At 45.0% G+C, this 11488-nt stretch carries 11 protein-coding genes and 1 riboswitch; all 11 genes read left to right on the forward strand.

Annotated features, from left to right (window positions below; translation table 11 throughout):
* Positions 1-202 precede the first annotated feature (202 nt).
* Complete coding sequence (locus tag HP552_RS16445) at positions 203-1189, forward strand: aldo/keto reductase (RefSeq protein ID WP_175396598.1); 987 nt, start codon at positions 203-205, stop codon at positions 1187-1189.
* Between the two features lie 67 nt (positions 1190-1256).
* Positions 1257-2243: an aldo/keto reductase gene (locus HP552_RS16450; protein WP_175396509.1), complete on the forward strand. Its 987-nt coding sequence runs from the start codon at positions 1257-1259 to the stop codon at positions 2241-2243.
* Positions 2244-2397: 154 nt separating this feature from the next.
* Positions 2398-3558, forward strand: a complete 1161-nt coding sequence (locus HP552_RS16455; RefSeq protein WP_175396510.1) for an MFS transporter — start codon at positions 2398-2400, stop codon at positions 3556-3558.
* 244 nt (positions 3559-3802) lie between these two features.
* Positions 3803-4795 (forward strand): helveticin J family class III bacteriocin, encoded by a 993-nt coding sequence (locus tag HP552_RS16460; protein ID WP_175396511.1) that lies wholly within the window; start codon positions 3803-3805, stop codon positions 4793-4795.
* A gap of 183 nt (positions 4796-4978) precedes the next feature.
* Entirely contained in the window at positions 4979-5755 is a 777-nt protein-coding gene (locus HP552_RS16465) for a class I SAM-dependent methyltransferase (RefSeq protein ID WP_175396512.1), read from the forward strand.
* Positions 5745-6377 carry a pentapeptide repeat-containing protein gene (locus tag HP552_RS16470; RefSeq protein WP_175396513.1) on the forward strand — a complete coding sequence of 211 codons (633 nt, stop codon included), beginning with the start codon at positions 5745-5747 and terminating at the stop codon, positions 6375-6377. Before HP552_RS16465 ends, HP552_RS16470 begins: the two co-directional genes overlap by 11 nt.
* A 51-nt stretch (positions 6378-6428) precedes the next feature.
* Positions 6429-6528: riboswitch (guanidine-I (ykkC/yxkD leader) on the forward strand.
* Positions 6529-6627: 99 nt separating this feature from the next.
* A complete protein-coding gene (locus tag HP552_RS16475; protein WP_175396514.1) occupies positions 6628-6969 on the forward strand; it encodes a DMT family transporter in 342 nt (113 codons plus the stop codon).
* Positions 6966-7280, forward strand: a complete 315-nt coding sequence (locus HP552_RS16480; RefSeq protein ID WP_175396515.1) for a DMT family transporter — start codon at positions 6966-6968, stop codon at positions 7278-7280. The genes HP552_RS16475 and HP552_RS16480 overlap by 4 nt, the downstream gene beginning before the upstream one ends.
* A gap of 111 nt (positions 7281-7391) precedes the next feature.
* Positions 7392-8723, forward strand: a complete 1332-nt coding sequence (locus tag HP552_RS16485) for a DEAD/DEAH box helicase (protein WP_175396516.1) — start codon at positions 7392-7394, stop codon at positions 8721-8723.
* A 280-nt stretch (positions 8724-9003) separates the two neighbouring features.
* Positions 9004-9945, forward strand: a complete 942-nt coding sequence (locus HP552_RS16490) for an ArsR/SmtB family transcription factor (RefSeq protein WP_175396517.1) — start codon at positions 9004-9006, stop codon at positions 9943-9945.
* A 188-nt stretch (positions 9946-10133) separates the two neighbouring features.
* Positions 10134-11426 (forward strand): ABC transporter substrate-binding protein, encoded by a 1293-nt coding sequence (locus tag HP552_RS16495; RefSeq protein ID WP_175396518.1) that lies wholly within the window; start codon positions 10134-10136, stop codon positions 11424-11426.
* Positions 11427-11488 lie beyond the last annotated feature (62 nt).

Below are 11488 nucleotides of genomic sequence, written 5' to 3' on the forward strand. Positions count from 1 at the left end.
TTCATTATAAGGCCTATTATTTGAAATCAAAAGAGCCTGTGATAGGATTAGGCAATCATTTAAGACAATTGATATACCGCTTGGTGCACATGCTTGAGCATAATAAGACTAAGCTCACAGAATTAAACAAGTGAGAGTGTGTTCAGTGAAATGCCTGGAATGTTGGCTAAAAGTATTATTATATGGGAAAGGAAGATGCATGATGCAAAAACGGACATTGGGAAATAGCAGGTTGGAAGTTTCGGCGATAGGGCTTGGTTGTATGGGCATGAGCTACGGGTATGGCCCAGCTTCTGACAAAAGTGAGATGATCTCTGTGATCCGGGAAGCTGTCGAGCGAGGTGTAACCTTCTTCGATACTGCTGAGGTATACGGACCCTATATTAATGAAGAACTTGTGGGCGAAGCGCTGAAATCCGTGCGGGATCAAGTCATCATCGCAACCAAATTTGGCTTCGATATACAGGGCGGCAAACAGAGCGGAATGAATAGCCGTCCCGAACATATTCGCAAGGTGGCGGAGGAGTCACTGCAGCGTCTGCAGGTCGAAGCCATTGATCTGTACTATCAGCACCGGGTCGATCCGGATGTGCCCATTGAGGAAGTGGCGGGGGCTGTTCAGGATCTGATTCGGGAAGGAAAGGTGAAGCACTGGGGACTGTCCGAGGCTGGAGTGAATACGATCCGTCGTGCTCATGCAGTTCAGCCTCTCGCTGCAGTGCAGAGTGAATATTCCCTGTGGTGGAGACGTCCCGAAGAAGAGCTGATTCCTGCGCTTGAGGAACTTGGCATTGGTTTTGTTCCATTTAGCCCGCTGGGCAAAGGTTATCTCACGGGGAGTTTCAACTCAAAAACGACATTTGATCAAGGGGACTTGCGAAACATTCTGCCCCGGTTTACGCCTGAAGCATTGGAGGCGAATCAAGTGCTGATTGATCTATTGAAAGAGAAGGCGGAGGCGTTAAAGGCCAGTCCGGCCCAAATTGCGCTTGCGTGGTTACTTGCACAGAAACCTTGGATCGTACCGATTCCGGGCACGCGCAAACGAAGCAGATTGGAAGAAAATCTGAACTCGGCAGACATTATACTCACGCCTGAAGATGTAAAGAACATAAATGACGCAGCCTCGAAGATTACTTTGATGGGCGCGCGATACACGGAAGAACTGGAGAAAAGAACAGGGCTTTGAACCTTTTGGGAATGAATCGACTAGTGATTTTGGGTTAATTGCGACAAACAATAAAGGAGTGAGAATTATGGAATATGTCAAATTGGGACGTACCGGTCTGGACGTTTCGAGATTGTGCCTTGGCTGTATGAGTTACGGTGTACCGGAACGGGGGATGGCTCCGTGGTCACTGAACGAAGAGCAGAGTCGCCCATTTATTCAAAAAGCAGTTGAGGCGGGTATTAATTTCTTTGATACGGCGAACATCTATTCAGATGGAACCAGTGAAGAAATCGTAGGACGTGCCTTGAAGGATTTTGCCCGCCGGGATGAGATTGTTCTGGCGACCAAATTGTTTTTCCGGATGAATGATGGACCCAATGGTGCAGGGTTGTCGAGAAAAGCGATTATGAACGAAATCGATAACAGTCTTATGCGTTTGGGAACAGATTACGTGGATCTGTATCAGATTCATCGATGGGATCATACAACGCCTATTGAAGAAACAATGGAGGCCCTTCATGATGTGGTGAAGGCTGGAAAAGTCAGATACATTGGGGCTTCCTCCATGTATGCCTGGCAGTTCATGAAAGCCCAGCATACAGCCGAACGGCATGGATGGACGAAATTCGTCTCCATGCAAAATCATCTGAACTTGTTATATCGCGAAGAAGAACGTGAAATGCTGCCATTATGTCTTGATGAAGGTGTTGGTGTTATTCCATGGAGCCCCCTGGCCAAAGGACGCCTTACACGGGATTGGAATGAACAGACTGCCCGTTCGGAGATTGATCCTGTCGGAAAAGCGTTCTATGAAAGTACAATGGTGGAAGCCGATCGTCAGGTAGTGGAGAGAGTAGCGGAAGTGGCTGGGAAACGCGATATTCCACGAGCTCAGGTTGCTCTGGCATGGCTGCTGCAAAAAGAAGCAGTAACCGCACCGATCATTGGTGCAACCAAGATTCATCATCTCGAAGATGCTGTATCCGCGCTTTCAGTGAAACTCACTGCGGAAGAAATCAGTTTCCTGGAAGAAGCGTATGTGCCTCATCCGGTGACCGGAAATCTCAGCTAGCATGTAAACTTATCTATTCATGAAGTCGCCTTGGTGGCGACTTTTTTACTAGACAAACCCATTCTTCAGTTCTATAAATCGAAGATGAGCTTTATGAATCCTGGTTAGAATAGAGGAACCTGTTAAAGTCGTACTGATGAGGAGGAATGTATCGTTGGAACGTTTATGGACCAAGTCATTTATTTTGATGACAGTGGGGTTGCTTTTTTTATTCACTTCGTTTTATATGCTATATCCGACTCTTCCGCTCTTCATTAAAGAGATGGGTGGCAATGAACGGCAAGTGGGGCTGGCGATGGGCGCCTTGATGTTGTCTTCTGTTGCATTCCGGCCCTTTGTCGGAGGATTGCTGGATCGGTTCGGCAGACGTCCATTTATGATCGGAGGGCTGCTTGTTTTTATTGCATCGATGTATATGTATAACTGGGTTGGCGGCATTCTGGTACTGATGGGACTACGGATTCTGCATGGGATGAGCTGGGCCATGTCCACGACTGCCATGATGACCGCCATCACGGACATGATTCCAGCCAAGCGCCGAGGGGAAGGGATGGGCTGGTTCAGCACCTCCATGACCTTTGCCATGGCAATTGGTCCGATGATTGGATTGGGTATCATGCAAGTTGACTCTTATCAGAGCATGTTCCAGTTTGCCGCTGCACTATCTGTTGTTGCATTGCTGCTGACGCTGGGTGCTAAAATGCCGTTCAAGCCGATTACAGGTCAGAAGAAAATTCAAATTTTCGAAAAATCCGTCCTGCCTGTCATGGCACCCATTTTCTTTTTGTTTGTTGCATATGGCGGGATTACCACTTTTGTTCCACTATTTGCGGCGGAAATACAAGTAAATTCCGGCACTTTTTTTCTGGTTTACGCAGCAACGCTTGCTCTTTCTCGTCCCATTGCAGGAAAACTCTCTGACCGAACCGGGGAGGTGGCTGTTATTGTGCCAGCCCTTATCATGACTATTTTGGCCCTGATTGTCTTAAGTTTTTCGACCAGTTTATTCGGATTACTGAGTTCTGCCGTTCTATACGGCATTGGCTTTGGTTCTGCACAGCCTGCTCTTCAAGCTATAACACTTCGCATGGCACCGAAGGATCGTCAAGGTGCGGCCAATGCCTTTTTCTCGACCGCTACGGATTTGGGGATCGGTTTGGGTGCAATTTTACTGGGTTTGGTATCCGAATACACGAGCTACAGCGTTCTTTTTAGTGTCAGTGCGGTGTCTGTTTTGATTGCCCTTCTCCTGTTTACTTTGTATGTGAAACGTAAATCAATGCACATTGGGGAGAAGTCGGGTGCTTCAGAATGATGAGGCGTTTATAAGCAGATGTATTTCACTATTCACTACAATTGAGCATTGAACCTTATATTCGAAAAAGGTGCCATGAATTCATCCCGGATGGAATCATGGCCCTATTTTATAGGTACATCAGGGTGGTTATTAAAACACATCTAATGGCACTTTTATCCAATTTCGAAATGTAGTTAGAATGGAAGTAGTCCTTGACGCTAAATTCGATGCAAAAAAAGATCAATGTGATGGAGGTATCATTATGTCTCAAGTGAGAACATCCAGTCTGATCAGAAGAACATTGAAGATGTACACATCTCTAATGCTCGCCTTGGTTGTATTTGGCATGTCTGTCATTCCGGTCTTCGCATCAAATCCTGGGAAAACCGTAAATACTACGGCTAAACTGGCCTATAATCTGAAAGGGCTTAATCACAATGTAGCTGTTCAAAAAGCATATATTGCGGATAAGTACCTCTATGTGACTCAGCGCTCCAAAGGTACATGCTATCTGTCCAGATTGCTGATTAACGGCAATGATGCTGCTTATGTTGATGAAATGACCATTACGAATACAGGCCACTGTCAAACACTCGATATGTATACTTACAATGGTGATAACTATTTTTATTTCAGTTCCAAAGCAGACTCTTCAACTACTTATTATTGGTCACTGCAGGTAGCGAGGCTGAAGTACGCTGCCGGTAAAACAGTAGATTACACCGATCTGAACCGATTCACATACATGAATTATGCCAATAAAAATGGTTCAAGGCTGGGTGAAACGTACCGCGTTGATGGCGGTGGCAACAGCAAATATACCGTATTCCGGGTACAAACGAAGGAGAAAACAGTCACTTGGTCGATTTATGATACAGTGAAATTGAACAAGTTGCTGGATAGCAATAAGCAGGTACGACTGGATAGTGCTGCAGCAGTTGGTGCCTGTGTTGCGAGTTTTACGCAGTCCGGTGACAATATCATCAGACCGAATGATTCATTTCAGGGTGCGGATCTGTTAGACAAAACGGAGATCTACACTTCGGGAGGTGCGGATGGTGATACACCGAAAATTGCACTGATATCGAACTCGGGAACGTACAAAACGCTTGTGAATATTACCAATGTAGGGAAACGGGAAATTGAAGGTGTACAGACCAAAAATGGTAACGTGTATTTTACCATTGTTTCGGATCCGGTAAACAAGAAGAACACACAGAAAGTGTATTATGTTCCGGACAGCGTGTTTAAATAAAGTGCGATTCGCATCGCGTGCGCAAAAAAAGAAAGCCATGGAAGAAGGCATTGTAACGATCAGGTTAGCCAGAAACTGCTGGTTAGCCTTTTTTTTTATGCTCACAGATTGGATTGACATTTCTGGTGAATTGAAGTTATCATGGATACATTAGATCTTTAATTGAGAGTGGGTATATTATTTATGAGTATTAAAGAATCGACAAGACAAGAGCTGAGCGGTCATACGCCAGATTCTCCAGTGAAGAAGGGAGCAGCCCTTATTTCCTTGCTGCAGCCCTCTCCTGGAGAACGAATTCTTGATGTGGGATGTGGCAATGGAGATTTAACAGCCCGAATTGCAGCTGCAGGAGCTCTGCCAACAGGCATCGACCTGTCAGAGGAAATGATCAGTCAGGCGAAGAAGAAATACCCCGATCTGAACATTCAAGTGGAGAATGCATGTCATTATCGGACAAATGATCCGTTTGATGCAGTCTTCTCACATGCTGCTTTACATTGGATACTGGACGCACCTGCTGTGGTTCATACGATATACTTAGCCCTGAAAGAGGGCGGACGATTTGTGGCTGAATTTGCGGGAAAAGGCAATGTTGCTGTACTGACAACGGCAATTCAGGAGGAATTGGTTGCGCGTGGATATGGATGGGAAGGGCGAAATCCGTGGTATCACCCTACCCTTGGGGAATACGCCCAACTGCTCGAGCAAAACGGCTTCCGTGTCACCATGGCCGAACATTTCGATCAGCGTAAACCGCTCAAGCCAGGTGTTAGGAAATGGGTGAGCAGTTTTGCAGATTATTTCTTCCGGGACGTCACACCTGCAGAGCAAGAAGTCATCATAGATGCGGTCGAGAAAAAGGTACAGCCGCATCTTATGACTGAAGGACAATGGTTTCTGGATACAAGCCGGTTGCGGGTCGTAGCTATGAAGGAGACGGGGGTGAACCATGAAAATTGACAATCCCAAAATGCAGGAACAATGGATGACATCCGGAACCATTGAGGTATTGGAATCCAAAGTTGAATACCGGAATCAACTCATCGAAAATATGTCGCTCGATCACCAGGAAGCAGCCAAAGCTTCCTTTGAGAATGTCATTTTTAGAAATGTGATCATCTCCGATTCGACATTGGATAATTTCGAATTTACGGATGTGATTTTTGAAAATTGTGACTTCTCCAATGTCCAATTACCAGATGCTTTTATGCACCGCGTCGCATGGAAAAATTGCAAAATGGTTGGTACTGATTTCTCCAACAGCCGAATGCAAAATGTTCGATTTATTGAATGTGTGGGAGATTACTCCAATTTCAGGTTTGCTCATCTTAAACACGTCGCTTTTGCCGAATCTTCATTCATTCGATCTGACTTTGCCTATCTTGCAATGCAGAAGATCGTTATGGACAACTGTAAAATAGATCAAGCTTCCATGATGGGGACCAAAATGAAAGACATGGATCTTAGCAATTGCCACTTTGATTCTTTGGTTTTGAACATGGAAGATTTGAATGGCTGTATCATTTCCCCATATCAAGCGGCAACCTTTGTGGGATTAATGGGGATGATTATTAAATCATAAAAGGCTTGCCGTTAGGGGGGAAGTGTGTATAATAGGTATCATAAAATCATACGACATGTTTTCTAGGGTTCCGCGATAGAATATCGGTCTGGTCCGAGAGAAAGCTCATAACCTGATGGTTGTGCCACGGAGGGATAAAAGCCTGGGAGATGAACTGCATCAATGCAGTTTATTTCCCGGGCTTTTTTTATTTTTCGCGAAGAGATCCATCCTGGTTGTATGAAATGTATTGAAAAAGGAGTAGGTCAGAATGAACAAAACCTGGTTGTTTGTCATTATTGCAGCGTTTTTCGAAGTGGGTTGGGTGATCGGCCTGAAGCATGCCAGCGGTTTGGTGGAATGGGGAGCAACCGTAATTGCCATTGCCATCAGCTTTTCCTTAATGATTGCAGCTTCCCGTTCACTCGATGTGGGCACTGTATACGCGGTCTTTGTTGGACTGGGTACGGCGGGCACAGTACTAGCAGAGATTATATTGTTTGGTGCAGCTGTCCAGGCTGGGAAAATGATACTCATTGGTGTCTTGCTACTCGGTGTAATCGGACTGAAGATGGTAAGCAAGCAGAAAACGAAGGAGGCGCATCATTCATGAGCTGGGTATTTCTTATTATGGCAGGGTTGTTCGAGATGATGGGTGTGCTGATGATTAATAAATGGAACAAGGACCGCAACCTGACGTCCATTCTTCTCTTAGTTGCAGGTTTTGGGTTAAGCTTTGGGTTCCTGTCTCTAGCGATGAGAACCCTCCCTATGGGAACGGCTTACGCGGTTTGGACGGGAATCGGAGCTTCCGGGGGCGCGATTCTGGGTATGATTTTTTATGGAGAATCCCGAAATGCGTTGAGAATCGTTTTTATTGCCTTGGTTCTCGGATCAGCGGTGGGGTTGAAACTGGTGAGTTGAACCATTGGAAATGAAAAGATAATATACAAATTGTCTTTTTAATGTTATCCTTATACGTTACGTGTGAAAACAAAGATACGTCTTATATATGAACGTAATTAAGGAGACTCAATGAATTTTAAAGACTTGAATATTATCCCACCGATTTTGGAAGGTTTGAACAAAGCAAACTATACCTCCCCGACACCTATACAGGAACAGGCGATTCCAGCCGTGTTAGCAGGCAGAGATCTGCTTGGCTGTGCGCAAACAGGGACAGGGAAGACGGCAGCATTTTCTGTGCCGATCATTCAACTATTAAGCGAAAAGGCCAGTGGTCCCAAACCCGGACGCCGTATTCGCTCATTGATTTTAACGCCGACAAGAGAGCTTGCTATCCAAATTTCGGATAACATCAAGACGTATAGCCGTTATACGGATATTCGCTGCTCGGCTATCGTTGGTGGTGTTTCACAAAAGGTGCAGGAGCGTGCGCTGAATCAAGGCGCAGACATTATTATCGCAACTCCCGGCCGATTAATCGATCTGGTCAATCAAAAACGTATTGATTTGAGTTTTATTGAAATTTTGGTTCTTGATGAAGCTGACCGCATGTTGGATATGGGCTTTATTCACGATGTGAAGAGAATCATCTCCAAGATGCCGAGCAAGAAACAAACCCTTTTCTTCTCGGCGACGATGCCTCCGGAAATCACAAAAATGGTAAAAACGCTGCTGGTTGATCCTGTTAAAGTAGAAATTACGCCTGTGTCTTCTACGGTAGATCGAATTGAACAGTCTGTGTATTTATTGGAGAACGGCAAGAAACAAAATATGTTGAACCACATTTTACAGGATAAATCCATTGTTTCGGCACTGGTGTTCACCCGCACGAAGCGTGGCGCGGACCGTGTTACGCGGGAATTGTCCAAGGTGAATGTTACTGCCCAGGCTATTCACGGCAACAAGTCTCAAACGGATCGGCAAAAGGCACTGAACAATTTCAAAAGCGGAGTTACACGAGTGCTGGTAGCGACGGATATTGCGGCGAGAGGAATTGACGTCGAAGAGCTTTCACATGTCATTAACTTCAACCTGCCTAATATTCCGGAAACCTATGTACACCGCATTGGACGTACGGGTAGAGCGGGGCATAGCGGGATGGCGATCTCTTTTTGTGAAAAGGAAGAGCTGCCGTTCCTCAAGGATATTGAGAAGGTGATCAAGAAGAGCATTCCTGAAGTGAAGGGTCACCCTTATCCGATGGCGAGTGCTCCTGTGTTCGCAAAAACCGAAGCGAAAGCTAAAGCCCGCAAACCCGCGGCGAATAAACCTGCCAAGTCCAAAGCTAACCCGGCACGCAAGCCCAAGTCCGAGTGGTTTACAAAGACGGGGAAAGCAAATAACAGCAAATCCAAACCATACGCATCAAAAAATAGTAAAGTCAAAAAAAGCTCACTATAAACGGGCGAAAGCTTTGTCTGATTGAACCCAAAGCCAAAGCTTGAGGCACGGCAAAACACCTTTAAAAAATCCCCCATGTCGTAAGAGATGGAGGATGGTTTTTAAGGTGTTTTTGTGTTGGCTATGAGAGTGATTTGCACCGTTGAAGTGAAGATAAAAACAGTCATTCGATAAAATTCGTTTAATACAAAATAAAAGGTTTAATACAGCAAAGTTGACTCTTTAGATGCATACAAGTAAAATTATTGAAACACAAACTTGAAATGAGGTGGATAACGCAATGCTTGAACTTAGTTTTGATGAACCGGACAAGCTGGTAACAGTTACTCATGCTTTATCTACACGTTCCAGGGTGGATATCCTCCGCCTCCTTATTTCCAAAAACCTTAACATTGTGGAAATCGCTGAAGCTCTCAACTTGCCTGTATCCACAGTAGCCAGCAATATCAAAGTATTGGAGTCTGCGAGGTTAATAAATACAGAGCTGCAGCCAGCTTCTCGCGGAGCGATGAAGGTGTGCAGTCGCAATTATGACGATATTCATATTGCACTGAATTTGGATAAAGCAGGTACCAAAGGGAATATTCAGGTTTATGAAGTAGATATGCCGATTGGTCATTATAGTGATTGTGAAGTATCACCCACTTGCGGTATGGCGAATGCGGATGGAATGATTATACGCGAGGATGAGCCGGCGAGCTTCTTTCACCCGAAACATATAGGGGCCCAGATTATGTGGTTTCGCAAAGGTTATGTCGAATATTTAATGCCTTTAGAAATACCGTCAGGTGCGAGGATTGATTCCCTGGAGCTTTCGATGGAGATGTGTTCCGAAGCCCCTAATTATGATCTCAACTGGCCTTCTGATATTTCCATATGGATTAATGGTGTGGAAATCGGCATGTGGACTTGTCCCGGTGATTTTGGGGACAGGAGAGGGAAGTTGAACCCTGCCTGGTGGTATGAGGGATCTACCCAGTACGGGTTGCTTAAGACGTGGCGGGTGGATAAAGAGAAGACAACGCTTGATATGGAGAGAATTTCACAGGTTACTTTGGATCAGCTCAACCTGCAGAACAGCCATAAACTTCGTTTACGTATAGGCATCAAACCAGACGCGGTGTACCAAGGGGGCGTTAACTTGTTTGGTCGCCAATTCGGAGATCACGATCAGAACATCAAAATGACTATTAATTATGTAATGGATCCCGATGTGTATTAACGAAAAAGCTTTAGTTGCGGATAAACTGTAACTAAAGCTTTTTTTAATTTAATAATTACATGAAATACGATTGAAAGCGTTGACAAACAAAAAATACATCGATATAATCCCACTATAGATACAATAATAATGTAATAAATCAATTAAATCGTTTGTATCTATAAAACTAGAACAAAGGGGATACTCGCATGAAAAGAAGAATGGGCTTGTTGGCACTAACGTTACTTCTCTCGCTATCCACGGTTTTAAGTGCATGCAGCGGAAGTAATGACAGCGCTGGTAATGATGCCTCCGGCGATGAAAAAGTAACGTTGTCTTTCTGGACACTGTTTGATGGCGGAGATGGTGCAAACATGCAGACATTGGTCGATGAATTCAACAAAACTCACCCGAACATCGAAGTGAAAAATACGAAACTGGCTTGGGGAGAGTATTACACCAAGCTCATTACCGCTGTTGGAAACGGCAATGGACCGGACATTGGCATTTCCCATTCCTCCAGGCTTCCCGATCTGATCGACCAAGGGGTAGTCACTGAACTCGACACTCCCGCCACAGATGCAGGCGTGGATTGGAATTCCTACAATCAGAATCTTTTGGATGCGGTTACAGTCGATGGCCAGCATTATGCCGCTCCCATTGATACTCATCCTTTTATTATGTTCTACAACAAAAAACTGTTAAAAGATGCGGGGCTGCTTGGCGAAGACGGCAAGCCAATCCTGGAGCAATCCGCTGACGGATTTCTCACTTTCCTTCAGACTTTAAAAGAAAAGCTGCCTGCCAAGGTGACCCCTTTTGCACTCTCCAATAACAATGATGATCCATACCGGCTATGGTGGTCCTTATATTCACAAATGGGTGGAAATGATGTGGTATCGGATGACCTGAAATCCGCAGCCATAGATAAGGAGAAAGGCATTAAAGCAGCTGAGTATGTTCAGAAACTGTTTACCGAAGGTTATATCAAGAAAAATGATCCGGACTTTTATAAAAATTTCCAGAGTGGTACTTCAGCCATTATCATGACAGGGGTATGGACAACAGGAACGTGGGAATCCACCAAGGGACTTGAGTTTGGAGCCATGCCTATTCCCAAATTCTATGATCAGGAAGCAACCTGGGGAGATTCTCACACGATCATTTTGCCACTGACGCAGGATGAAGATCCAGCCAAACGTAAAGCGGCCATGATTTTTGCCGATTATGTTGCCGACAATGGTCAAGTTTGGGCCAAAGCAGGACATATCCCATCCAAGCCATCTGTGCTGGAGAAGCAGGAATTTAAGGATCTGCCATATCGCAGCGATTATGCCGAGGTGGCAAGCGTCGTTAAATTCAGTAAACATTCCACCAAAAATGCGCAAATCCGTGATGAAGCCGCTTTTAAATTTCTGAATGAAGTCTGGGTGAGCAAAATGACTCCGGCGGATGCCATGAACAACATGGAGGCAGCCATTCAGAAAATACTGAGTGAATAGAAGGATGACGGATCATGCAGGCCTGTGTAATCCTCATTACAATCACAGGCTTGCGTGCCAAT

It is taken from the genome of Paenibacillus xylanilyticus, assembly GCF_013359935.1.
Lineage (GTDB): Bacteria > Bacillota > Bacilli > Paenibacillales > Paenibacillaceae > Paenibacillus > Paenibacillus xylanilyticus.

Excerpts from the sequence above, each read along its gene's own strand:
- HP552_RS16450 (WP_175396509.1), top strand. The coding sequence starts at position 1,257 with ATGGAATATGTCAAATTGGGACGTACCGGTCTGGACGTTTCGAGATTG.
- HP552_RS16490 (WP_175396517.1), top strand. The coding sequence starts at position 9,004 with ATGCTTGAACTTAGTTTTGATGAACCGGACAAGCTGGTAACAGTTACT.
- HP552_RS16460 (WP_175396511.1), top strand. The coding sequence starts at position 3,803 with ATGTCTCAAGTGAGAACATCCAGTCTGATCAGAAGAACATTGAAGATG.
- HP552_RS16485 (WP_175396516.1), top strand. The coding sequence starts at position 7,392 with ATGAATTTTAAAGACTTGAATATTATCCCACCGATTTTGGAAGGTTTG.
- HP552_RS16445 (WP_175396598.1), top strand. The coding sequence starts at position 203 with ATGCAAAAACGGACATTGGGAAATAGCAGGTTGGAAGTTTCGGCGATA.
- HP552_RS16495 (WP_175396518.1), top strand. The coding sequence starts at position 10,134 with ATGAAAAGAAGAATGGGCTTGTTGGCACTAACGTTACTTCTCTCGCTA.
- HP552_RS16480 (WP_175396515.1), top strand. The coding sequence starts at position 6,966 with ATGAGCTGGGTATTTCTTATTATGGCAGGGTTGTTCGAGATGATGGGT.
- HP552_RS16475 (WP_175396514.1), top strand. The coding sequence starts at position 6,628 with ATGAACAAAACCTGGTTGTTTGTCATTATTGCAGCGTTTTTCGAAGTG.
- HP552_RS16470 (WP_175396513.1), top strand. The coding sequence starts at position 5,745 with ATGAAAATTGACAATCCCAAAATGCAGGAACAATGGATGACATCCGGA.
- HP552_RS16465 (WP_175396512.1), top strand. The coding sequence starts at position 4,979 with ATGAGTATTAAAGAATCGACAAGACAAGAGCTGAGCGGTCATACGCCA.